Source organism: Bradyrhizobium sp. Pha-3, from assembly GCF_042258325.1.
GTDB classification, from domain to species: domain Bacteria; phylum Pseudomonadota; class Alphaproteobacteria; order Rhizobiales; family Xanthobacteraceae; genus Bradyrhizobium; species Bradyrhizobium elkanii.
Genome location: NZ_CP170151.1, coordinates 6,443,162 through 6,466,106, shown reverse-complemented (window position 1 = coordinate 6,466,106; position 22,945 = coordinate 6,443,162). Strand labels below are relative to the sequence as shown.

Annotated in this window: 23 protein-coding genes and 5 pseudogenes; 20 read left to right on the top strand and 8 right to left on the bottom strand. The window is 61.3% G+C overall.

Annotated features, from left to right (window positions below):
• The first annotated feature begins 83 nt into the window (after window positions 1-83).
• The 4 genes from ACE10X_RS30880 to ACE10X_RS30865 all read left to right on the top strand — a co-directional run bounded on the left by ACE10X_RS30880 (window position 84) and on the right by ACE10X_RS30865 (window position 2,916).
• Complete coding sequence (locus tag ACE10X_RS30880; protein ID WP_375763312.1) at window positions 84-476, top strand: hypothetical protein; 393 nt, start codon at window positions 84-86, stop codon at window positions 474-476.
• Window positions 477-556: 80 nt separating this feature from the next.
• Window positions 557-1,483 (top strand): RNA polymerase sigma factor RpoH, encoded by a 927-nt coding sequence (gene rpoH / locus ACE10X_RS30875; protein WP_375763311.1) that lies wholly within the window; start codon window positions 557-559, stop codon window positions 1,481-1,483.
• Window positions 1,484-1,716: 233 nt separating this feature from the next.
• On the top strand, window positions 1,717-1,944 hold the full coding sequence (locus ACE10X_RS30870; RefSeq protein ID WP_162136633.1) for a hypothetical protein: 228 nt from the start codon (window positions 1,717-1,719) through the stop codon (window positions 1,942-1,944).
• Window positions 1,945-2,394: 450 nt separating this feature from the next.
• Window positions 2,395-2,916: a septal ring lytic transglycosylase RlpA family protein gene (locus tag ACE10X_RS30865; RefSeq protein WP_245376358.1), complete on the top strand. Its 522-nt coding sequence runs from the start codon at window positions 2,395-2,397 to the stop codon at window positions 2,914-2,916.
• 666 nt (window positions 2,917-3,582) lie between these two features.
• Here the strand turns inward: ACE10X_RS30865 and ACE10X_RS30860 are convergent.
• Window positions 3,583-5,087, bottom strand: a pseudogene (locus tag ACE10X_RS30860) (ISNCY family transposase).
• A 106-nt stretch (window positions 5,088-5,193) separates the two neighbouring features.
• On the opposite strand from ACE10X_RS30860, the pseudogene ACE10X_RS30855 reads away from it, so the two are divergent.
• The 3 genes and pseudogenes from ACE10X_RS30855 to ACE10X_RS30845 form a co-directional block, all read left to right on the top strand.
• Window positions 5,194-5,962 (top strand): annotated as a pseudogene (locus ACE10X_RS30855) (IS21 family transposase); the annotation flags it as partial.
• Between the two features lie 8 nt (window positions 5,963-5,970).
• Window positions 5,971-6,141, top strand: a pseudogene (locus ACE10X_RS30850) (IS21-like element helper ATPase IstB); the annotation flags it as partial.
• 361 nt (window positions 6,142-6,502) lie between these two features.
• Window positions 6,503-6,634, top strand: coding sequence for a hypothetical protein (locus ACE10X_RS30845; RefSeq protein WP_276325845.1), 132 nt, complete (start codon window positions 6,503-6,505; stop codon window positions 6,632-6,634).
• A gap of 580 nt (window positions 6,635-7,214) precedes the next feature.
• Here ACE10X_RS30845 and ACE10X_RS30840 read toward each other — a convergent pair.
• The 3 genes and pseudogenes from ACE10X_RS30840 to ACE10X_RS30830 form a co-directional block, all read right to left on the bottom strand.
• The gene (locus tag ACE10X_RS30840; RefSeq protein WP_244435738.1) at window positions 7,215-7,565 is read right to left on the bottom strand and encodes a PDZ domain-containing protein; all 351 of its coding nucleotides are present in this window, start codon (window positions 7,563-7,565) and stop codon (window positions 7,215-7,217) included.
• A gap of 51 nt (window positions 7,566-7,616) precedes the next feature.
• Window positions 7,617-7,691 (bottom strand): annotated as a pseudogene (locus ACE10X_RS30835) (hypothetical protein); the annotation flags it as partial.
• A 321-nt stretch (window positions 7,692-8,012) separates the two neighbouring features.
• Complete coding sequence (locus ACE10X_RS30830; protein WP_038383547.1) at window positions 8,013-8,399, bottom strand: nuclear transport factor 2 family protein; 387 nt, start codon at window positions 8,397-8,399, stop codon at window positions 8,013-8,015.
• 217 nt (window positions 8,400-8,616) lie between these two features.
• On the opposite strand from ACE10X_RS30830, the gene ACE10X_RS30825 reads away from it, so the two are divergent.
• Window positions 8,617-8,793 carry a hypothetical protein gene (locus ACE10X_RS30825; RefSeq protein WP_245376359.1) on the top strand — a complete coding sequence of 59 codons (177 nt, stop codon included), beginning with the start codon at window positions 8,617-8,619 and terminating at the stop codon, window positions 8,791-8,793.
• A gap of 10 nt (window positions 8,794-8,803) precedes the next feature.
• Here the strand turns inward: ACE10X_RS30825 and ACE10X_RS30820 are convergent, their stop codons facing one another.
• Window positions 8,804-10,150 (bottom strand): ATP-binding protein, encoded by a 1,347-nt coding sequence (locus ACE10X_RS30820; protein ID WP_375763310.1) that lies wholly within the window; start codon window positions 10,148-10,150, stop codon window positions 8,804-8,806.
• Between the two features lie 72 nt (window positions 10,151-10,222).
• Here ACE10X_RS30820 and ACE10X_RS30815 point away from each other — a divergent pair, with 72 nt between their 5' ends.
• The gene (locus ACE10X_RS30815; protein WP_080583279.1) at window positions 10,223-10,867 is read left to right on the top strand and encodes a response regulator transcription factor; all 645 of its coding nucleotides are present in this window, start codon (window positions 10,223-10,225) and stop codon (window positions 10,865-10,867) included.
• A 116-nt stretch (window positions 10,868-10,983) separates the two neighbouring features.
• On the opposite strand, the gene ACE10X_RS30810 is transcribed toward ACE10X_RS30815, so the two are convergent.
• A complete protein-coding gene (locus ACE10X_RS30810; protein WP_051002879.1) occupies window positions 10,984-11,424 on the bottom strand; it encodes a hypothetical protein in 441 nt (146 codons plus the stop codon).
• 419 nt (window positions 11,425-11,843) lie between these two features.
• Between ACE10X_RS30810 and ACE10X_RS30805 the strand changes: the two genes are divergently transcribed.
• Entirely contained in the window at window positions 11,844-12,086 is a 243-nt protein-coding gene (locus ACE10X_RS30805; RefSeq protein ID WP_157787893.1) for a hypothetical protein, read from the top strand.
• Window positions 12,087-12,167: 81 nt separating this feature from the next.
• On the opposite strand, the gene ACE10X_RS30800 is transcribed toward ACE10X_RS30805, so the two are convergent.
• Window positions 12,168-12,497 (bottom strand): hypothetical protein, encoded by a 330-nt coding sequence (locus ACE10X_RS30800; protein ID WP_038383550.1) that lies wholly within the window; start codon window positions 12,495-12,497, stop codon window positions 12,168-12,170.
• An 885-nt stretch (window positions 12,498-13,382) separates the two neighbouring features.
• Here ACE10X_RS30800 and ACE10X_RS30795 point away from each other — a divergent pair.
• From ACE10X_RS30795 to ACE10X_RS30780, 4 genes are all read left to right on the top strand, one after another.
• Window positions 13,383-13,592, top strand: a complete 210-nt coding sequence (locus ACE10X_RS30795) for a hypothetical protein (protein WP_038383578.1) — start codon at window positions 13,383-13,385, stop codon at window positions 13,590-13,592.
• A gap of 129 nt (window positions 13,593-13,721) precedes the next feature.
• Entirely contained in the window at window positions 13,722-14,765 is a 1,044-nt protein-coding gene (locus ACE10X_RS30790) for a glycosyltransferase family 4 protein (RefSeq protein ID WP_375763309.1), read from the top strand.
• A gap of 78 nt (window positions 14,766-14,843) precedes the next feature.
• Complete coding sequence (locus ACE10X_RS30785) at window positions 14,844-14,987, top strand: hypothetical protein (protein WP_157787894.1); 144 nt, start codon at window positions 14,844-14,846, stop codon at window positions 14,985-14,987.
• A 209-nt stretch (window positions 14,988-15,196) separates the two neighbouring features.
• Window positions 15,197-15,709 (top strand): PRC-barrel domain-containing protein, encoded by a 513-nt coding sequence (locus tag ACE10X_RS30780; RefSeq protein WP_038383552.1) that lies wholly within the window; start codon window positions 15,197-15,199, stop codon window positions 15,707-15,709.
• A 255-nt stretch (window positions 15,710-15,964) separates the two neighbouring features.
• On the opposite strand, the gene ACE10X_RS30775 is transcribed toward ACE10X_RS30780, so the two are convergent.
• Entirely contained in the window at window positions 15,965-16,192 is a 228-nt protein-coding gene (locus ACE10X_RS30775) for a hypothetical protein (RefSeq protein WP_038383553.1), read from the bottom strand.
• A 227-nt stretch (window positions 16,193-16,419) separates the two neighbouring features.
• Between ACE10X_RS30775 and ACE10X_RS30770 the strand changes: the two genes are divergently transcribed.
• From ACE10X_RS30770 to ACE10X_RS30745, 6 genes and pseudogenes are all read left to right on the top strand, one after another.
• Window positions 16,420-17,532: a DUF1236 domain-containing protein gene (locus tag ACE10X_RS30770; protein ID WP_375763308.1), complete on the top strand. Its 1,113-nt coding sequence runs from the start codon at window positions 16,420-16,422 to the stop codon at window positions 17,530-17,532.
• Between the two features lie 24 nt (window positions 17,533-17,556).
• Window positions 17,557-17,874, top strand: a complete 318-nt coding sequence (locus ACE10X_RS30765) for a hypothetical protein (protein ID WP_038383555.1) — start codon at window positions 17,557-17,559, stop codon at window positions 17,872-17,874.
• 64 nt (window positions 17,875-17,938) lie between these two features.
• A complete protein-coding gene (locus tag ACE10X_RS30760; RefSeq protein WP_038383556.1) occupies window positions 17,939-18,121 on the top strand; it encodes a hypothetical protein in 183 nt (60 codons plus the stop codon).
• A 95-nt stretch (window positions 18,122-18,216) separates the two neighbouring features.
• Window positions 18,217-19,644 (top strand): TAXI family TRAP transporter solute-binding subunit, encoded by a 1,428-nt coding sequence (locus ACE10X_RS30755; protein WP_038383557.1) that lies wholly within the window; start codon window positions 18,217-18,219, stop codon window positions 19,642-19,644.
• A gap of 747 nt (window positions 19,645-20,391) precedes the next feature.
• Window positions 20,392-22,561: pseudogene (locus tag ACE10X_RS30750) on the top strand (PAS domain S-box protein).
• A complete protein-coding gene (locus ACE10X_RS30745; protein ID WP_375763307.1) occupies window positions 22,554-22,883 on the top strand; it encodes a response regulator in 330 nt (109 codons plus the stop codon). Before ACE10X_RS30750 ends, ACE10X_RS30745 begins: the two are co-directional and overlap by 8 nt.
• Window positions 22,884-22,945 lie beyond the last annotated feature (62 nt).

Sequence of the window (22,945 nt, the reverse complement as noted above, 5' to 3'; positions counted from 1 at the left end):
GCCCATCGCGCCAATATTCGGCGCTACCGCAGGCTGCTCGCGACGCGGCTGTCGGACCTAGAGCGAGCGATATCGCACGCCGGATGAGCGAAGAGCAGCATTCCGTGGAGGCCCTTTTGCACGAGACGTTTCCCGATCGCCTCTCGCTGCAGACGGATCGCCGACGAACAATGAACTTGGAGATGGCTCGGCTGCTGCATCCAGCCGAGGCGTTTGCTCATCCGATGGACGTTGTCGATGATTGCGACCTCACCTCGTACGAGAAACGGGCCATTCTATCGCTTTGGGCCGCGGATGCTTGCGCCTTGAAAGACGATCCAGAATTGAACCGGACAATCGATGGAGCTGTGAGCTTCGACGACATCGTGGATGCCCAGCGCCTTCTGGAGTCCGATTCGGATCGAAGGACCAATGGCTCCAACCGAAAAGGCCGACGTTTTGGCAGCCATGAGGCGGACGATAGTCCCGCTCTGTAGACCGATGCTTTCGTTGCTCTGCCGCGACCCTGACGAGAGCGCGGCAGAGGTGGGAATTTGTTGAGCGCTGCGAGGGGGAAATGTCTCAAGCTGTTTCTCAGAAATTGCCGTCGCTCGGCACCGGGCTGACGAAGTATTTAACGGAAATTAGACAATTTCCGATCCTCACTCGGGAAGAAGAGACCACTCTTGGTCGGCGATGGCGAAACCGCGGCGATCGTGAAGCGGCTTATCGCCTGGTGACAAGCCACCTGCGTCTCGTTGCGAAAATCGCCATGCGATATCGAGGTTATGGGCTACCCATTGCCGATATCATTTCCGAGGGCAATGTCGGCCTGATGCAGGCCGTGCGGCGATTCGATCCGGAGCGGGGCATCCGCCTTTCCACCTATGCCATGTGGTGGATCAAGGCAACGATCCAGGATTTTGTTCTTCGCTCCTGGTCGCTGGTGAAGATCACGGCGGACGCTGCCCAGAAGAAGTTATTCTTCAAACTGAGGCAATCGAAGAGTGCGATCTCCGCCTTGGAGGACGGGGATCTGAGGCCAGAACAGGTCAAGACGATCGCCGCTCAGCTCAAGGTACCCGAACGTGAAGTCGTGAATATGGACCGTCGCCTGCGTGGCGACCTGTCCCTGAATTTACGTCACAAGGATGCCGGCGACGTCGGAGATGCCCTCGAACGGATGGTAGATCCGTCGCCTACTCACGACGTGACGTTGGCCGAGGACCAGGAACTGGCTCAACGGCGGCAAGCTCTGACAGCAGCCATTGAGAAGCTAAGCCCCCGTGAAAGGCATATCTTCACAGCACGCTATTTGAGTGAAGATCCCCCGAAGCTCGAAGCGCTTGCCTTAGAGTACGAAATATCGCGCGAGCGTGTCCGCCAAATCGAGCAACGGTCATTTGAAAAGGTACAGTCCGCGATGCTGACAGGAGGAGCCTGTCTGAAAAGTCCATACAACATTCGAAGGAACGGTAAACACACTTTCGGCTCAGGCGCTTGACTGTACGATGCTAACGCCATTCATTCTTTGTCTGATGACCGCGAATAGCATGGCCGCGGCAGGAGCCATTTGCGCGGCACGACATATCTTGCTGCTCTTCGCGCATGGGACCGATAACGACCGTTCCATTCCGCAGATCGAGCAGCCAGGCAAGAGCGGGGCGGGGCGAAGCCTCCGATGTCCGAGATGCGCTTAGTTCGGTCATGCCGCAAGGAGGTGAGGATCGTGGTCCTGTGGCTGATGTGTTCGGCAACGTTTACATCAAGTGTATCGAGTTCATGGCGGGCCGAGCGGCAGAGCGCATGCTGCTGGATGGCGAGTCTGCGCTGCCGGTGGATGATCTTCGACAGGCTCGCGAACTGGCTATGCTAATCTGTAGGAGCGAAGAGGCGATTGAGAGCTTCATTGAGCACTGCGATTTGGCGGCCCGCGATTTGCTGATGCCTTACGGCGAGTCGTGATGGCCCTGTCTGTGGTTCTGCGCATCAAGCGAACGCTGGATGGCGCGGAGATCGATCAGATCATTCGGAATGTGGAGGCGCGGAAGGCGTTGGCGGTTGAGCATCGGCGTCGGGCCGATTGGCGCAAGAGCGAGTTGGCGGCCAAACGCTTTCGAGCCGCATGTGTGTCCTAGCCTTGCCGGAAAGTGCACTACTAGATCAAGTGCGTAATCGGAACGCCCTCATTGGCGCGCCGATGTCGGCTCTTGGTGCTCGCGTCGCCAGAGACGCCAGCCCGTCAGGCCGGTCAACGTGACGCGCTGCGGTAAAAACATGCTTGCTGCAGCGCGTCACAATTCGGAAGTATCGGTATCACTCACTTTCCGGTCCGGTACTCCCTGCGTGTGCAGGAACGCACTTTATAGGTTTGCATTGATCTGTTGTTATTTAGATTTTTGAGTGAGGCCGATCATGCGTCCGCTTTCTGGAATGATCGCGATTGCAACAGTCTCGACGTTGATCGCAATTCAGGCTACCCCTGCTGTCGCGCAGTCCTTCGACGACAGGTGGTCTGTCATTCCAAAGGCTCATGCAGAGCCCGCTCCTGAGAGACCTGACCAGACAAAGAAGGATGAGCCGCAAGTGCAACCACCGAGCGGACAAGAGCCGACAAGTGAGACGGAGGTTCGCTCAGGGACTCGATCTTTCAATCGAGTGTTTTCCGGAAAAGCCTCGTTCTACTCATACCCGAAAGGAAAAACAGCCAGCGGTTCTCCGTTCAATCGGGATGCGCTGACAGCAGCGCATCGCAGCCTGCCGTTCGGCACGAAAGTTCGCGTCACTGATCTTACAAGCAGCAATTCTGTGGTGGTTCGTATCACCGACCGCGGACCAAGGGTTCGCGGTCGCGTCCTCGACCTTTCACTTGGCGCCGCGCGCAGCTTGGGCATTACGGATCGTGGCGTGGTCCAGATTCATGCTAAAGTGCTTTAATAGGCGGAATAACGTTTATGCGGCGCCGGGATCGATGAGATTTTCGGGACGTGGCTGCGCGCAATGCGTTGGCGGTTGAGCATCGGCGGCGGGCTGATTGGCGCAAACGCGAATGGCGGCGAGCCGGTTTCGCGCTGAATTGATCATCTCAATGTCCACGCCGTTGTCATATAATGCTCAAGATCGGATGGTGTAGTCGGTGATGTGTTTGATCGGAAGGCGCGGCGGATGTACCCTCGCCAGATGATCTAATGGCCCCGGCGTGAAAGCGTCGGGGCCATTGGCTTTGCGGCATGGCACAAGCGGAGGGGCCTAGCCGTTCCCAGCGACTTCGGGCCGAGTAGCGCCACCAGCGAAGCGGAACGCTGGTAACTGTCGCGCGTTTAAGCTCGTGTGCGAGAAAATTTCGCATTTCGCTTTCTTCCTCAACGCAAGCAGGTATTTGAAGCCGGTTGCCGACCGGTTTTCCTCATCTCTACAATCGCCGCTTCCTGCAGTATAGCGCGACAATCAGGATGAGAGCGCGTATTGCCTCACATATCGATGCTCCCGAGTGCGATGGGTTGCCTCATTTATTTTGCTCCCGGCTTGGGTTGAGGAGGAGGCCGGGTGCGGAGATGGCCGGGGTTTCGGAGCGCCCGGCCTCCTCCGCTGGCACCTGGCACATCATTGGGGTGTTGTGACCTCATACTCCGGAAGCGTTTCCTCCGCAGGAACGAACAGTAACGCGTTCGCTTGCTCGCTGCGCCAGGATTTAAGTCGACGTTGAAGCGTTCGAAGAAGCTTGTTCGGATAGGCTCCAGGATATTCCACCTGCAACCGGGAGAGCAGTTCGCTGCCAGTCCGCCAAGGTTCGACTTCAAACCATTTTCGCAAATCTGGCGTTGCCTGATGAGCGGGTCGGGACGGCGCCGACCTCTCTTCTCTTTCGCGATTGGCCGATCCGTCGGTCGCATAGCTCCGTCCTTCCAGGCGGTTCGTAGACTTGCCAGAAAGAGATCAATCGATTGCGATGCCCCAGCAGGATTGACGATAGGCTGGGTATCCGCAAGCGCCGCGAGGCCTTCCTGCGCGCCGCGGATATCGCGCAACAACGCGACCGGGTCGAGAGCGGCATAGATTTCTTGGAGTTGGGCGCGAACCGCGTCGGGCGTGCGGGCGTCGGCGGCCAAGCGCTGGTGTGGTGTTGTCGGCGCGCTGTGTGTCTTGCGCACACGCGCACCGTCGCGCTGCTTGGCTATCAATTTGAACGAGGGTTGGAAGAAGTTCACGAACAGCCGCGCCGATCGATAGAGTTCAGCCAGCAGCTTGGCCGCTTCCAGGCCCTCGAACCGACGATAGCCGACCATCGACGGCGCCGTTCTTCTGCTCGACGAACGCCTGGTCATTCTTTCGGTAGGGCCGGCAACGCGTGAAGACGATGTTGGCCGCCTCGCAGTAGGCTTTGAGCTTCTCGTTCATGAACACGGTATCATTGTCAGTATCGAGGCCGAGCGGCGCAAAAGGCAATTGTTTGCGCAATTCCGTCAGCACCGTGCTCAACAGCGTCTGTTCGCGCACGATCAGAAGAGCGCACTCCGTCCAGCCGGTAGCAATGTCGGTGAGCACGAGGGTCTGGATGAAGCTGCCGCGCGCCGATGGACCGCTATGCGCTACAAGGTCAGCCTCGACGAATCCCGGCGCCGGATCGTTCCAATCTGCCGACGTCCGTATTGGAACACTGCGACGCAATGAGTGCGTCGCGTGCCGCTGGCGCCTGCGACCTAATCCTTCTCGGACCCGCACCAATGCGCGGTCGATCGTCGCAGCGCTCATCGCCAAAAGTTTGTCGCGGATCTCGGGGGCAAGGTCGAGGTGGCGTGCCGTTCCATCGCCTCAATCAGCGCAGGCATTAACGCCTTCAGCCGCTTCCCGCAGATCCGGTCTGACGCCTCCCAAAGGAGCACGAGCGCGTTGTGTTCTGCCTCATTATAGACCCGACGTCGCGCCCGCCGGCCTGGGGGTGCATCATCCTGACCTCGAAGTAGTAGCATCGCATGCTTGCGATGGAATCCAGTGATGTCGACGAACTCGTCCAATATCCGCGCCTTCTTCGCGCGATCCGAACGCCGATAGCGCGCGCCTGCTGCCGCCGTCAGTTCCTTCCGCGTTGCCATGCTTAGCCACCCCATCTTCGCCGCCGCTCGTTCCCAATCCAAGGGAGCAATTTACGTGAGGCAACGGCTCAGCATCCGGTAACAATTAGGGCGAGGCAATGCGGAGTCTCACCCTGATCGCCGCCGCGCACTGCAGATGTGCAGCCACTATCTGGTTGATCCGGTCGCCTGCATGCCAGCGTCGGGCTGGGAGAAGGGGCAGGTCGAGAACCAGGTCGGGCTGGTCAGGGAACGCTTCTTCACGCCGCGGCTACGGTTCAAAACCTCGACGAGTTAAACGCCTGGTTGCTCGACAAATGCATCGCCTACGCCAAGGCTTATCGCCATCCAGAGCTGGTCGATCAGACGATCTGGGAAGTGTTCGAAGCCTGCCTGGTGTGCTTCGACAACAACAAGTACTCGGTCGCGGCCAGCGCGGTCGGGCGCCGGTCGAGGTCCAAGCCTATGCCGATCGCATCGTGATCCGTCAGGATGGAAGAATCGTTGCAGAGCACCCACGATCCTTCGGCCGCGGCGAGACGACCTACGATCCCTGGCACTATGTGCCGGTGCTGGCTCGCAAACCCGGCGCCTTGCGCAACGGCGCTCCCTTCAAGGACTGGGTGCTGCCGGCCGCAATCGAGCGGATCCGGCGCAGGCTTGCCAGCACCGATGATGGGAATCGGCAGATGGTCGACATCCTCAACGCGGTGCTGACTGACGGTCTGCCGGCGGTGGAAGCCGCCTGTGCCGAAGCGCTCGGTCACGGCGTCCATTCCGCCGATGTCGTGCTCAACATCCTGGCCCGTCAACGTGAACCCGCCCCACCGGCCAGCATTATGACGCCGGCCGCACTGACGCTCCGTCATGCACCGATCGCCGATTGTGCCCGCTACGACGACCTCCGGAGGACCATCTGATGGAACGAACCCAAATCTTCGACCTCATGGGCGAACTCAAGCTCTACGGCATGAAGGCTGCCTTCGACGAGATCATGGCAACTGCCGTCAAGCGGCAGCACGAACCTCAGCGCATTGTCGGCGAGCTGCTCAACGCCGAGATCAACGAGAAGCAAGCCAGGTCGATCAAATAACTTGGCTTCCGCGGCGAACTGAAAGCGGCCCCAACCAGGGGGCCGCCAACCCGAACGATACGGGTTTTCCTCTGGCAGTCGGGGGGGGGGGACACCTTGGCTGACCAGAAGCGCTAATTAGACGCTGATCTCCTCTCTTGCCTGGCGTGGCCATCGGATAGGAGCGTACTAAAACTAGCTTCGTCTGGTCGCGCGGGAAGAACTAGCAACTTCTGACAGCCGTGTTAGGTTGAAAACCTTGGGTCACGTCCCGATTCATCATAGGACGACTGGCCTCAGCACCGGCCTCTAGGCCCCCCAGAGGTGCTGGGCCGTTTCTTTGGGTCAAACTCGCTGACATGCATATCTAAATGCCGGAATGGCACTGCCGAGCGATCCTGCGGGGATGTTCAGTTTCGGTCGCATGGATGGTGTTGAATACGGCTTTCTCAGCTTCGCTGGAATGTCGTTTGTCGCGCTCATCAGCGTAAGTTGGCTGCTGATCGGCTGAAAGTCCTACCTCTCGTGATGACATGACGACTTGGCCTCAGCGTGTAACCCCTCGCTGGGGCCGTTTCTTTTATGGGCCGATTCCGTTGAAAAAGACCTGCAGTATTTGGTTGTATGCCTCCGCCGCGAAAAGGCCGCGCTGCCCCCATCGGTCCCTATACGAGCCTCGGGGTTGGCATCGGGATCAGCTTGGCCATCTTTCGAAGGTTCTGGGCGGTGGCAGCGAGGATGAACTCGTCGCGCGCGCCGTTTGCCCGACACGCAAGAACACGACGTTGGTCTTTTAAAACCAAGACTGCGGCGCTAGCTGAGGCGGAACGGCCGGCAGCCCTCCACAAACGAAAAACATAGAGATCAGCGAACGTCTCGAACCCGCGTGTTCGGAACAGGCGCTTATGCCAATTGTCCTTGCTGGTTTGATTGTCAGCGGTCGATCACCGGGATTGCCCGGTGATGACAATGAGATCCATGGCGAAAGACCCGGGCGGGCTAGGGTACGGTCTGCAAAACCGGGCGGCTTACGAGATACTGAGCCCGGCCGTCGCGACTGGAGAACACGCGACGGCCGGCCAGCGTCATGCCTAGCTGATCGGCATGGCGACGAAGCGGGTGTTGTCCGACGTCTTCACGTGCATCAGGACATCATGCTTGCCTTCGGACTTCGCATCCGAGAGTGCATTGCGCAGGTCGGCCGCAGAGCTGACTGTTTTGCCTGCGACGTCAAGGATGACGTCGCCGGATTGCAGGCCGTGCTCGGCCGCCGGACCATCCGGCTCAATCGCCGTGACAACGACACCCCTGTCGCCGGCGCCGCCGACATCGCCTGACGGCGCAACCGACAATCCGAGGTGAGGAATGCCTTTCGACCCTTGCTGGGGCTCATCGGCCCGGGCAACTTTCCTTGTATCGTTTGGCATCTTGGCGAGCGTCACTGTGAGCGTCTTCGTCTCACCCTTGCGAACGATGTCGAGCTTCGCCGAGCTACCCGGGGCCATCGCTGAAATCTCTCGCGCGAGTGTGCCCGAGTCCTTGATCGCGTTGCCGTTGACCGACGTGATAAGGTCGCCTGGCCGGATGCCGGCCTGTGCCGCCGGTGTAATGCCTCGGGCAGGCCCCCGTAATGCGGCAGCGATAAGTTTTCAGAAGCGATATGGGACAGGCAATTTCAGGAGAAACATCACGCCAAAGGACAACAACGCTCAACAGCGCAGGCCACTGTCGGCCCGGCGTGTCGCGATGCTTGAGCTATAGGTAGCTAAATTCGCGGTAACGCGCGACGGACATGCCAACGCATTTACGGACCGCGCCAGGAGGCGTGGCTCCTTAGCGCCGCAGCGCAGGCGACGACGCTTCAATCTAATGGTCGCGCCGGCGCGGAGCTACATTGTGCCGACGCGCTCGACGAGATGGGCCCGTGAGGGCGAGGGGGCAAACCCCTCAGCGAAATATTGCGTTTCGTGGGCAACCAGCCCGTCGCGGAATTCCATGATGCTCACCACGTAGGACGGTTTGTCGTCATAGGTGAGGAGGTACTCTGTGATCCAGAGATCGCCGCCGCCGATCATGCGATGGATCGTGAATCGCTTCTTATTCGGCTGGACCGTGCGGCTTTCCTGAATGCTGCGCCGGCCACGGATCCGCTCACCCGACTGCGGATAATCGAGCACCGCATCCGTGGCGTAGATCTCATGCTCGCGCTCGAAATCGCTCGCATCTGACGCCTCCCAGTGGCGCTGCAGCGCCGTGCGTACCGCTCGATCGTCCATCGCAATCTCCCGGCTGTGCCCCGCGCGTTACTTCGCAACGTTCTGGCCGCGGTGGCAAGGGGAATGTGGCGCCGCCGCCACGGTGATGCGAGAGCGACTTCGTCATTCCCGACTAGGCAATTGCACAACTGAGGGCTCCCGAAACGCACGATGGCAGGTTCGATCCCTGTCCTCACCTCCAACTTCGCGTCACGTACTCAGTGGCACCGGAAAGAGGGTGGCCGAAGCTGTCCACGGTGGCCTCGGCGGCGCCTTCGAGCTCGAGGAGATCACGCCGCAAGGCGACGGGCTGGTGGATTATCTGAGCTATGAAGGCAAACGGGTTCGCATTGTGTTTGTATTCGATGCCCTTGGCAAGATTTCGCATATGCGCTGCGCTCCGTGCTCGCGGTGATGACGCGTCCTCATCGCGCAACATGGTTCTGGAGTGGAATTCGGCAACGCACGATGGTCTGGCCTTGCTCGCGGACCAGCTGCAGCGTTCCGTCGAGCGCGCGCACCCGTTCGTGCATGCCGGTCAGGCCTCTCCCAAAGTTCAGGTCCAGCGGCAGGCCAATGCCGTCGTCCGAAATCTCGAGCTGGATTTGATCGCCGTCGACGATCGCGGCGACGCCCATCGTGGTCGCGTGAGCGTGCCGGAGCGCATTGGTCACTCCCTCCTGGATAACGCGGTACGCGGTTTGCGAAAGCAGGGCATCGAGCTCATCCAGACGATCGTCGAGCCGGGATGTCACGCGGAGGCCGGGCGCCTGGGATCGGGCGTTTCGCAGCAACGTCTGTACGCTTGCGGCTAATCCAAGATCCGCAACATAAAGCGGGCTCAGTCCCTCGAGGACGCGCCTGTTCGCCTGTTGCAAGGCTTCGGCTGCGCTGAGGATGCCATGCGCCGGCGAACCCGGCTCGGGCGGGCCCTCCGCCTCGGGATCCGACAGCGCGGTAGCGTTGGCGCGGATCGCGAACAGAAGCGGGCCCATCTCGTCATGTAGCTCCCGGGCGAGCTCGCGGCGCTCCTCGTCCTGCACGGCGACGATCTTGCGCAGCAGGTTCCGATTGTCTTGGCTAAGCCGCCTCAGCGTCACTGCAAGCTGATTGGCTTCCGCACAGCTCTTGCGGATCTCCGGAGGGCCGGCCAGCGGAATGGCGGCATCGTAATCGCCGTTTCGCATCCGGGTCAGTCCGGCGCCGAGCTGAGCCAGCGGCCGAAGCGCCGCGCCGGTCGTGAAATAGGCGCTCAGCGCGGCGAGCAGCATCAGCGCCGAGCTCGACGAGACGATCGCAACGAAGCCCGCCCATTTCTCCTCGATGTCCGGCGACAGGTCGGGACTGAAGACGATGTCCCCGACATGCGTCGCTCCGATCCTGATCGGATGCGTGGAGCCGAGCTCCGGAACCTCGAGCAGGGCAGTGAACCACGCGGGAATGTTGCCGTGGTGGCGGTCCGCCGCGCTGCGCTGCGGCCGCGTTCCAGGCAGCACGAATGCGATGGTCTCGGACCTCCCGAGCTTGTCCGCGAATGCGTCGAGGGTTTGCGGCGGATTGCCGGCGACTGCGAGCGCGGAATTCAGCGCATTGGCCACCAGCTCGGCGGAGCGCGCGGCCTGGGCGTTCTCGTTCTCGAACTGCTCGGGGGAGACGATCTGCAGGGCGAAGCCGCCGAGCAGCAAGGCGCCGACCACCATCGCGGCCATCGGCAGCAACAGCCGGGCACGAAGTGAGAGGTGGTTCCAGAATCTGTTCCAGAGTCTTGCCACGTCGGGCTCCGTTCAGCGATTCTTCTCTTTCAATTTCCGCGCGAAGTTCTATCAAAGGCAGGGGAGAGAATGATGCACGATACCTCCAAATCGTCCATGAGAGTATTGATCGTCGACGATCACCCGGTGGTGGTGTCGGGCTGCCGGTCCCTGTTTGCTTCCGACAAGACGGTGAAGATCGAGGAGGCCGCCGATGCCAAGGCCGGCCTGCGCGCCTTTACCCAGAAGCGGCCGGACGTGACCGTGATCGACATCAAGCTTCCCGATGTCTCCGGATTCGAGCTGCTGCGCAGGATCCGGAAAGACGACCCGGTCGCCCGGATCATCATGTTCAGCATGAACGACGATCCCGCCTTCGTGGTGCGGGCGGTGGAGATGGGGGCGCAAGGCTATCTCTCCAAGAGCGACGATCCGCGCCTGTTCGTCAAGGCGGTGCGCAAGGTTGCGGCAGGCGAGCGGTTCATTTCGCCGCATCTCGCGGAGGCGATCGCGTTCGCCGGCGCCGCGATCAAGGCCAACCCCGCCTCGCAGATGTCGGCGCGGGAGCTGGAGATCTTGCGGCTGCTCGGCCGCGGCGACAAGATCGTCGAAGTCGCATCAGCGCTCGGCATCTCCTACAAGACTGTCGCCAATGCCACGTCGCTGCTCAAGCAGAAGCTCGGCGCGAAGAACCACTCAGACCTGGTACGGATCGCCGTCGAAATGGAACTTGGCTGACCCTTGCATAAATTGAACTGGCCGCGTGCAGTGACGCGGCCAGTTCTTCATTGCCGTACACCAGGCGGCATTCATCGGGGCAAATCGAAGCGACGAACGCACTGGTGCGGCACGGCTCACCAGCTCGGGAACGACCGGCCCTGCCATTCCGGCTCGCGATAGCTCGCGAAGCGCTGACCGCGCTGCGCAAGTCGCTGGCGTCTCTCGCGCTGCGCCTGCCGGGTGGGCTTTGCGTGGCGCGCGCTGCGCTCAGGGCGTGTCGGCGGAGCTGCCCGCGACGCATCAACCTGCGCAACCGTCGCGGGCGGCGCAGCGGGGCCCGGCGCCGCGACAGCCGCCGAAGCTGTGGGGGCAGGCGCGGCGGCAGGGAGCGGGGTGCTGGTGTCCATGCGTATCGCCTCCGGCCATTTGTGCTGCGAGCGAATGCGGATGATCGTGCGATCGATGTCGTTGCGAGCGACGGTGACTGGCGCCGGGGCTGAAAAATAGCAGTCGGTGAGAAGCAGCAGGCCGAGCAGCGTCGCGCCTGTGAACAGAAAGTACCGGACCAGAGGCATCAACAACCTTCACCGCAATCCCGGACCGCATATCGGCACCGGCGCCGATCAACGGGAGAAAATGGCAAACGTTCCTCGCCGATCGCATGCGCTGAAACGTGAGGCCGCCCGCGGGCGGCCTCATCACGTCGTCGGTGTGCTCACCAGGTCACCCAGTTGCGGCCGCGCCAATAGCCGCGCCCTTCGTGCTCGCGGAAGGTGAATCGCTCGCGGCCCCAGCGCCAATTGTCCTCGGAACCACGAGGCGGGATTCACGCGGATCAGCATAGGTCTCATGGGTGTGCCAGCACACCTGCCCAGCGCATGCGATCGCCGCCGATGCGCTGATCGCGGACGCGGCCAGGAAGCCGGCCCCAAGGATGGTGCCCGCGGCCGTCTCGCCGAGCGGTCTCATCTCATATCTCCTCAGGTCGGAACCATTGCCGCTGCGCCAACATCCCGGTTTTGCTGCCGTTCCTTTTTATCGGGAAAAATATGCAAATGGCTGGGAACGGTTTGCCTCGGCGGCGGTTGATGACCTGCTTAAACGCACACAATCAACTTCCCCAAAGGCTCCGGCGCGGTTCCCCGGCTGCGCCGGAGCCAATTATTGTGCTATTGTGCCGGGTCGCGGCGAGCAGGAAAGCGCGCCCATCGCGCGTTTGGCGCTGAAGGGATGTTGATCGAGCAACTCAATCGGCTGTGCTGTCTCAAACCGCACATTGGCTGGTGGGTCTGGACCGAGCTGAGGCGGATTGCCAGCGCTAGAACGGAGCGCGCACCTGCTGCGCGGCAAGCATCGCCGGATTCTTGGCCGCCCTCGATTGCACGAACAGGCTCGATGTCACGATCAGTGCGAGCGAGAACAATGCCACCACCGACATGCATGCGACCTGATCGCCAGCGCCCATCTCAGCCACTCCGTGTTTGCCTCGGACGGTGAACGTGGCAGAAACCGGTTCGTTCCTGATGTCGGGAAAAACCGGCAACATGCCGGCGGCGCGGGTGGCGGCCGGCTGATGAAACCCGGCATAAGTCGCATGCGGCAGCCGCGAATCGATAGCGTCCGCCTCGGCGCGGCTCCTGATCGGCACGACCCTCGCCCGATATGCGATGCTTTTGGTTTTCGTCGAGTCAGGACCATGCCAGTGGCGCCCCCCCGCCTGATGCTGGTCGGCACGTCGGCTTCAACGTCAGCTTTAGCGCCTCGCCTGCGGCGCGCTTCTCGGCCGCTCGGGTGGCAAGGATCGTGGTCACCGCCCGGGCGCGCGCCAGCTCCTTGGTTCGCCTTCCGCTTATCCTGGAGCGGCAAGCCAGCGGTCCTTTCTTTCGGGCGGCAAATGCAATGGCGCCATGGTGGCGTTCGAGGCCGATCGCCGACTGATGGCCACCGGAAACAATGTTCGTATGGTCGCGATGATCGACCCACCGACGGTCTTTGCCGTCCGGCGACCCGAGCGACCGTCAAGCTGATGAAGCCGATCGTCTCGCGCTGCTTTTTGCGCAGGATTTTTGATGGCGCCATATCTTCTGGCACCGCGCCATATCTTCTGGCACCGCTCGGGGTCTCCGCCGCGTTTTGCTCCGCCGAACACGAGGGACGCAATTGGCGGCGTCTCTGTTCTCAACTCGAAGTGTCCAAGTGCCTTGGGGGGCTGCATGACTGTCGGTGCGAAGCGGCTGGTTGATCACCTGCGGCAAAGAATCGACGCGCTAGCTGATCGCGTGCCTTCGTCACAAAAAATCCACCGTCTATGACACTTTTCGCGCCGTCGACCGGCTTTTGCGGAGCCGTACTTAGGGGCCATGATGGCCAGATCATCGCGCTGAATCGGATCCGCGATCACGCGCGGGCGAAAGCTTTCTGATCGGCCTGTCGAGCGCTTCTCCACCAAAGGTCGAAGAATCGGGGAAAATTGGAAACTTTCGCCATCGCGCTGAGTTGGCAGCGACTGGATGCGGTCGCTTGGAGCGTGAGGATGGTCGACGAAGTCACGGTGAGAAGGGCGGCAGAGACGGCCTGGACCGTGTACCGGGCGGCGCACCCTGACGTTGACGTTCACGACAGCCGCCGCTGCCTGCTCGAGTGCTTTCTGCACAGGAGACGGGAAGAGCGAGAGAGCGATGCCGAAGAACTCGCCAGCTTCGGGATAGCCTACTTGCACCAGCTTCCCGAAGACGAAGGTTGACGGGCGTGACGATGTTCATCGCGCGGGTGGTTTGGGAAAGCACAAAGCCCAGTTGGACGCTGCTAGCGATTTCATACCTCTGTTCCGCGGTCATTGTGATTGCCATGCAGTTCGTGGTCGGGGCCTAGCATGCGGATCGCCCAGCTTGCTCCGTTGGCCGAGAGCGTTCCGCCGAAGCTCTATGGCGGCACGGAGCGCGTGATCGCCTGGCTTGTCGACGAACTGGTCGAGCTCGGACACGACGTCACCCTGTTCGCGAGCGGGGATTCGAAGACAAAGGGAAAGCTCCATCCTATCTGGCCGCGTGCGCTGCGCCTGGGGCGAAGGGGAGCGGATCCGAACGCCGCATGCGCGCTGCTGATCGAAGCGATCGCCGAGCGCGCGGGCGATTTCGACGTGATCCACTCCCACGTCGACTGGTTGCCTCTTCCGGTGCTAAGCCGGACCGGCGTGCCGTTCCTGACGACAATGCACGGCCGGCTCGACCTTCCCGGGCTGTCCGATGTGATCGGGGCTTTCCCAAACGCGGCCTTCGTCTCGATTTCCGACGACCAGCGTCGAACACTTCCGGACGCGAACTGGATCGCGACGATCCAGCATGGGGTGCCCAATGATCTGTTTAGGCCGTCCCGCGAACGTGGTTCGTACCTGGCCTTTCTCGGGCGGCTGACGGCGGACAAGGGACCGGAAGCCGCCATACGCATCGCACGCGCCGCGCGGACGCCGCTGCGGATAGCGGCCAAGATACCGCGCGCGGAGACGGCCTACTTCAAGAAGAAGCTCGAGCCGAACATCGATGGCGGGGAGATCCAACTTGTCGGCGAAGTGGACGAAATCGGGAAGCAGCCGTTCCTCGCCGGGGCCGCCGCGTTGCTGTTTCCGATCGGGTGGCCGGAGCCGTTCGGGCTCGTCATGATCGAAGCGATGGCGTGCGGGACACCTGTGATTGCCTACCGAGCCGGCTCGGTGCCCGAAGTGGTGGAAGACGGCGTCACCGGCTTTATCGTGGATAACGAGGAGCAGGCGATCAGGGCAGTGAACGAACTGGGCCGGCTGGACAGAAGAGTGGTCCGCGCCCGGTTCGAGGAGCGCTTCGCCGCGAGCCGGATGGTGAAGGAGTACGAACGCCGATATCGCGAGCTGCTCGGCCGCGGAGGACGCGAAGGATTCTAGACGGGGTCAACCATATCTCGCCCGGAAGTCGGCACGGCTTCGGAGCCTCTTCGTTGAGTTGCCGATCAGGAGGCTCGCATGAAAACCATTCTTTCCACGGCGGCTTTTGTTCTTCTCGCAACGGCCGCTCTTGCGGACGAAGTGCCTCCTCCACAGCCGGAGGTCCAGCAGGCCGGCGACTCCGCGAAGCAAGCGGAAGACTGTTCGAACCAGGCTTGGTAGGCTTGCCTTCGCTCCCAAGGCAAGGGAATTGTCGTCCGCCTCTTGAGCACCGAACATCGTTAGTGGACTGGATCCTAACCCCCGTCAAGCATGGGTAGAATTCTTTGCGCCCCGTTCCGACTGAAAGAGCGATCAGGAACAAGTGGCAATCGCGGGCGTTGAGGCCCGGCATCTTGAACGGGTGCGGCTCACGTTGGAGGAGATAATCGATGAAAAGTTTTCTTGCCGTCGCTCTGCTTGGCACTGCCGTGATCGGCGGCGGCGCGTTCGCGCAATCCACCCAGCCCGCCGATCGCGCCGCGCCGGCGGTCACGGCCCAGCCGGCCGATGCGAAGATGGCGGTCAAGGGAAATTGGCGCGCTTCGAAGCTGATAGGCCTGAACGTCTACAACGAGGCCAACGAGAAGCTCGGAGACATCAACGAACTGCTCGTCGACAAGAGCGGCAAGATCAACGCGGTGGTGATCGGTATCGGCGGGTTTCTGGGCATGGGCGAGCACGACATCGCCGTCTCGATGGACAAGCTGAAGTTCGTCGAAGAGCCGGTCCGGACCAGCTCGAGCAGCACCTCGACCAACTCGCGCGACACCACCACCGGCGCGGCTTCGACGAATACGACGAACCGCAACGCGAACGACTGGGTCCCGGACCACGCGGTCATGAGCGGCAACAAGGAGCAATTGAAGGCGCTCCCGCAGTTCAAATACTCGGACTACAATTAGTGCGACGAGAACTCACGGAAAAAGGGCCCCGCTGGGCCCTTTTTTTCTGCCGGGCCCAATGATCCAAAAAAACTCGCCCGGTTTGTGGGCGAGCCTTTCACGCGGACCGTTCCCTCAGTGCATGTGAACTATCCAATAGCCGACGCCGCCAACAACGAGCACGGGGGAACGGCCCATAAAATCAGTACAGGCATCTTCTTCTCCAATGGCCTTCAAAACGTTTTCGCGAGGCCGGCTCGGCCCTGCGATGGCCGTTTACTGTTCGGTGCAGACCTTGGTGGTCTTCACGGCGGACTCGGCCTCCGTCTTGGTCTTGTAGACGCCGTCGCCCACGACCGTCGTCGTGGTCGTTGTCGGCTTGGTGTCGACAACGGTGCACTTCTTGGTCGTCGCATCACGAACGATGTAGAACTCGGCGGCGCTGGCGGCCTGGGTGCCGAGGGCGAAGGCGGCGAGGGCGCCGCACACGATCAGCTTCTTCATTGTATCTCCTCCATTGGCTTCTAAGTAGTCACTGCCAACGAGCAGGCGGGCGCGAAGTTCCGTTTCTTCCCGGTAGTTGGAAGGCACAGCGCTCATGTCGCGAGACTAATTTCTCGCGGCGAGAAGAATTTCCGCCGGCGCCGCCTCAGCCGATTTGCCGAAACTTCCCGTTCTGGAACCTGGCCCTTCGTCCGGTGTTGTTCGGCGACCAATTAGGAGGATTTCAGATGAACAAGCGTTTATTGTTGGCTACGACCGCCGCGGTCGCGCTCGCGACTTCGGCTCTCGCACAATCTTCTCCGAGCACGTCGAGCTCCAATCCGTCGGCCACGCAGCGTCAACAGGATTCCACGTCGACGCCGCCGTCCTCTTCGACGTCGACACCGTCGTCCAACTCCGCTCCGGGATCCGCGCAGACCAACCCTTCGACGAATGCGGCGCAGACGCAGCCTCCGCCAGCGACCGGCCAGAGCGCTGCAGGCCAAACGTCCGACTCCGGTACGGGCACCCACACCACGCAGGCGCCCACGTCGAACAACTCTACCAACCAGGCGCAGACCAGCCAGCCCTCCAACCAAGCTAATCCGCCTTCGAACCAGGCGCAGACCAATCCGCCTGCGAACAATCAGACGCAGAGCGCGAACCCACCGGCTTCGGGCACCAATCAGGCTCAGTCTCCGACGGGTAGCAATTCGACCACCACGGCCCAGCAGCCGAACAGCCAGCAGAACACGGCCAATCGCTCGTCGAGCACGGACGTGAATGCGTCCGTGAACATCAACGATCAGCAGCGGACCCGGATCAGCACGTCGATTTCACACCTGAATGTGCAACCGCTCAACAACGTGAACTTCTCGTTATCGGTCGGTACGGCCGTGCCGCGCGATGTACGTCTGCAGCCGCTGCCTGCGGAGGTCGTCGAGATCGTGCCCCAGTACCGGGGCTACAACTTCGTGCTGGTGAGGGACGAGATCGTGATCGTGGAGCCCTCCAGCTACAAGATCGTCGCGGTCCTGCCGTACTCGGGCCGCTCCACGGCGGCCGCGCCGGCGCGCACCGAACAGCGCAAGACGACCTTCAGCGACAGGGACCGCGAGGTCATCCGCAAGCACGCCAAGGAGCGGCCGGTCGAGCGCGAGCGGCGCACCACCACCGGCAGCTCGGTTCGTACCGAGATCCGCACCGGAGAGCGCGTGCCGGAAGGCGTGGAGATCGAAGCGTTTCCCGAAGAGGTCTATCGGGATGCTCCGACCCTTCGCGAATACCGGTACATCAACCGGGACAGCCGGACCTACATCGTCGAACCCCATGAACGTCGCATCATCGAAGAGATCGACTGATCTCGCCAAGGAAGGAGAATATCCATGAAGAACATCGCGCTTGGAGCTCTCGCCGCGACCTTGATGGCGTCGTCTGCGAGTGCGGCCCCTCTTGCACCTGCAGCCATCGCGTCGAATGAGGCTTCGGACATCGAGCAGGTCCGTCTTGTCTGTAACGAGTATGGCCGCTGCTACCGGACCCGCGGTCCCCGCTATGTCCAACGCTACTACGGCGGAGACGACGGCTACGTGGTCCGCCGCAGCTACGGCTATTACAGTGGTCCAGGCTATTACGGTCGCGGCTACGGCTACTACGGCGGTGGCCCAAGCATCGGTTTCAGCTTCGGCACCCGGAGCTGGTGAACTAGAAAAGGGGCCGCTCTCTGAGCGGCCCTTTCGCCGTCGATTACGTTTTCGCGGTGATGAGATGTCTGCTATTGTGAAGCTCCTGGGACAGAAGGAGCAATTGCTGGCGCGGCTCGAAGCCGATCTCGGCCCGAACGAGCGAGCCGAAATCCAGGCGCTCCTCGCCAAGATCGAGACCGCGTTGAAGTTGCTCGGCACCCAGGATTCCACCGCTGCAGGCGAAGAAAGACGGCGAGTATCGTGATTTGCCTAGTTGTTCATCACTCGCTGTTCCACAAGCGCTCGCGGCAGATATCCTAGGAAGCAGGACGCGCTTTGATCTCTGGCTGGCAGTGGCACATGTCCTCGTCAAGCGACACAGACAAAACCAATGACGCTGCCCGCCGACGGCGGAGAAGGAGCAATTCATTGCTGCTCGTCCTGGTCGTTGGATTTCTTGTTTTTGGCGCCGCAGCGGGCGCGCTGTATTATGCGCTGCGGCCGGAAGTTCTCCGGATCGCGGTTGGACCTCCCGGAAGCGATGATCACAAAGTAGTTGAGGCGATGGCCGATGCCTTCGCCAGCGAAAGCAGAACTGTCAAGCTGTCCCCGATCAAAGCCGACGGGGCGGTCGAATCCCTCGCGTTGCTTCGTGCTGGAAAGGCCGATCTTGCGGTCGGTCGCGGCGACCTGGATATGCCCGCCGACGCGCAGTCCGTCGCCACGCTGCGTAAGAACTTGGTTGTGCTGTGGGCGCCTTCCGGACCCGCGGGCAAGACCTCCAAAAGAAAGCACGCGCCGAAAATCAAGGAGATCGCCGATCTCGCAGGGCATCGTGTCGGCGTAATCGGGCGGACCCCGGCGAATGCCGCTTTCCTGCGGGTTATCCTTGGCGCCTCCGGCGTGCAGGCGGACACGGTCGCAATTATGAACTTTGGCACGGACCACATCGAGGAGCTGGCACGCGACCCGACCCTCGATGCATTCATGGCGGTCGGTCCGCTCGATAGTAAAATCACCTCCGACGCCATCGCTGCAACGACCCGCGTGCGAGGCGCGCCGAAGTTTCTCGCGATCGAGACATCGGAAGCCATCGCTCTGAAGCACCCGCGGTATGAATCCGAGGAAATTCCGCCCGGCGTCTTCAATGCCGATCCGGCTTGGCCAGATGACAAGGTTGAGACGGTTAGCGTCAGCCATCTGATCGTGGCGCGAAAGACCTTGTCTGAAACGACGGTGGCGGCCTTTTTCCGGCAATTATTCGCTATCCGTCAGGCGATTGCCAGACAAGTGCCGGGAGCTGCACACATTACCAAGCCTGACACCGAGAAAGATGCCGAGCTGCCGGTGCACCGGGGAGCGGCGGCCGTCATCGAAGGTAACGAACGCAGCTTTCTTGACAGATACGGCGACTACTTCTGGTTCGCTCTCCTGCTTCTCTCTGCGATCGGTTCGGCCGGTGCCTGGTTGCGTCGCTATTTGAATCGGGACGAAAGGGAGGAAAACACCAGCCATCGCAACAGGCTCCTGGCCATGGTTTCCAGCGCGCGGACCGCGGAAACCAACCAGGAACTGCTAGCCCTGCAGCGCGAGGCTGACGCAATCATCGCGGAAACGCTCGAAAGTTACGATGATGCCGCCATCGAAGAAGAAGAGCTGGCAGCCTTTGGCCTGGTGCTTGAACTGTTGAACCATGCCATCGTCGAAAGGCGAGCTGCGTTGCAACGAGGTCCCCTTGAACCGGTTCGAGGCGCGGCAGTGGGTCACAGCCTTGCGCCTCGGGGATAAGGTCTCGTATGAGAAAACTGCACCTTGGGAAAATGATTTTGCGGCTGCCTTCCTTCGGTACCTTGAAAAGTAGACAGTACGCGAACTCGGGCGTGTGCACGTCACCAGCGGATTAGTGGGCCAGCGCGTCCGGACGAAGCTGGAACTGGACCACCGGGGGGCTCGATAGTGTGGCGTCCGTCGCTCCCGGATGTGGCGCGTCGATGGCCTCGATATGAAACGGTGTGCGGTTGCCGGAAGTCACCCGAACGGCCTTTCCAGCCCGCTGCTCATCGATCCGCCCATCGATCTGCTTGGCAAAGAACCCCATCGGATAGGGCACGCGCCACGGCGCAGCTCGAGATCGGCGCGAACGACATCGGCCGTATCGTCAAAAGTGCGAACGGGCGAGGGCGGTGTGTGGGTCATCGCCGAAACTAAAGATCTCGGCACGTGATTACGGAGCATCGTGTCCGCCGTCGTAGGCGTATGGTCCGCCTTAGTACCCGGCGCCATAGTACCCTGGACCGTAGTCATAGTAGCCCGGACGTGGTCCCCGGCATACGCCGAGGAGGCAAGCCCTCCGATGACCGCGCCGGCGATCACGCCTCCGGTCGCCGCCACCTACATGCCTATTCCCGAACTAAGTGACGACTACTCAGGAACCCTCCGGCTCTCCGGACGTTGGGCAGGGTTCGGCGGGCCAACGGGGGCGTCTGCCCATATCCTTTTTCGAACAGCGGTTCCGACCCCCCGAGAGCAGTTTTCATGTCGAATGTCGAAGAATTTCCGCTCTCTGCTCGTCGGCAGCCGACCGAGTTCGAGGCGCTGGTCGCTGCCGGTAGTGCCGCTCTCGATGCCATTCCCGGTGCGGTGTACCTTTGCGATGCAGACGGGGTCCTCGTCGCCCATAATACCGAGGCCGCTCAATTGTGGGGACGAACACCGGATATCTCCAAGAAGGAGCGCTTCTGCGGGTCGCATCAACTTTATCTGCTCGATGGAACGCCGCTCGCCCGCAACGACTGTCCCATGGCCACGGCCGTTCGTCTCGGTACGCCCACGCGCAATGCCGAAGTCCTCATGGCGCGGCCGGACGGCTCTCGCTTTACAGCCTTGGTCAATATCCGCGCCTTGCGCGACCACTCTGGCCGTATCCAAGGCGCCATCAATTGCTTCCAAGACGTCACGGCCCGCAAGCAGGTCGAGGAGGAGAAGACGCAGGATCTGGAGGACTTTTTCGAGAACGGTGCCGTGGGCCTGCATATCGTCAGCAGCGAAGGGATCATCCTTCGCGCCAACAAAGCCGAGCTGGATATGCTGGGATACAGACCGGAGGAGTACGTCGGCCGCCATGTTGCGGATTTCCATGCCGACGCTCCGATTATCGGCGATATCCTTCAGCGCCTCTCATGCGGCGAGCGGCTCGACCGCTATCCTGCCCGGCTTCGCGCGCGTGACGGCTCCGTCAAGCATGTGCTGATTACATCGAACAGCCGCTTTGTGGAGGGCAAGTTCGCCAACACGCGTTGCTTCACCATTGACGTCAGCAAATTGCATGCTGCTGAGGAAGCGAGACAAGCTAGTGAAGCGCGGCTTGCTGCAATTTATGAGGCGGCCAGCGTCGGAATCTCCGAGATCGACGAGAACGGACGCTTCTTGCGGGTGAATGACTCTCTTTGCCGTATCACCGGCCGCTCACGCGACGAGCTGCTCGGAATGACGTTCTTCGACTACACCGATCCCGATGACCAGGCCGAGGATGCCGAGCTGTACGCGCGGCAGGTGCGCGGCGACATCGGGAACTACACCATTCGCAAGCGCGCACTCCGGCCTGACGGGTCAGTGCGGCATCTCGACATTTTCAGTTCGTCCGTCCGCGATACGCAAGGTCGCTTTCTGTACGGTGTACGGGTTGCCCAAGATGTCACCGCGACCAAACAGCTGGAAGACCGTCTGCGCGAAGGCGAGCAGCGCATGCGCGATCTTCTCGAGGCGTTGCCGGCTGCGATCTACACGACCGATGCAAAGGGCCGGATCAATTTCTACAATCGCGCCGCGGTGGAGATGGCTGGGAGAACGCCACAGCCGGGCGACGAGTGGTGCGTGACCTGGAGACTCTATTGGCCCGACGGCTCGCCGCTGCCGCACAACGAATGCCCGATGGCCGTAGCGCTCCGCGAAAACCGACCGGTTCGCGGTGCCGAGGCGGTGGCCGAGCGTCCGGACGGCGGACGCGTGCCGTTCATTCCTTATCCGACCCCGCTGCGAGATGCCGCGGGCAACTTGGTCGGGGCTATCAACATGCTGGTCGACATCAGCGAGCGCAAGCGAGCTGAGAAACGCTCAGAAGGTCCTCATCGACGAGTTGAACCACCGTGTGAAAAACACTTTGGCAACGGTGCAGTCTCTCGCGAGCCAGACCGCCCGCCATGCCGCTGATCTGCAGGAGTTTCTGCCGACGTTCACGGGACGGCTCCTTGCGCTTGCCCGAGCGCACGACCTGCTCACTCAACGAAACTGGCAGGATGCCCCTTTCGAAAAGTTGGTTGACGATATCGTCGCTCCCGTGTCTGGCGGGCGGGTCGTGACAGAGGGGCCGCACGTCGACTTGGACGCGCGCACCGCGTTGAGTGTCACCATGGCTTTCAACGAGCTTCTGACGAACGCGGTGAAATACGGCGCACTTTCCCTGCCGGATGGATCCGTGTCGCTCACTTGGCGGATGGACGGGGGCGTCCAAAGCACGCTCGAGTGCGAATGGTGCGAACGTGGGGGGCCACCAGTCACGCCTCCCAAGCGGCGTGGATTTGGCACGCGGCTGATGGAGCGTTGCATAGAGCATGACCTGGCGGGAGAGTTCGATCTGGAGTTCGAGCCGGAGGGTGCACGCTGCCGCTTGGTGTTTCCCATCATACTTCCGGCATCCAATGGCTGAGATCTCCGGCACCAGAGTGCTCCTTGTTGAGGATGAAGGCTTGGTCGCCCTCATGATCGAAGACATGCTTGAGGAATTGGGATTGAAGGTGATCGCCTCAGCGGCGCACGTATCAAAGGCCTGCGAACTCGCGACAAAGACATCCTTCGATCTGGCGCTCCTTGACGTGAATCTCGCTGGAGAGCTTGTGTTTCCTGTAGCTCGCATCTTACGCAATCGTAAAATTCCGTTCCTGTTCAGCACGGGCTATGGCGGACCGCCCCTTGAGCAGGAGTTCCGGGAGGCGCCCGCGATTGTAAGCCGTTCTCGGTCGACCAATTGAGCGAGAAATTGCGGACACTTCTGCTCCATCCCAAGCTCTGAAACCATGGGGGCGCGGTTACT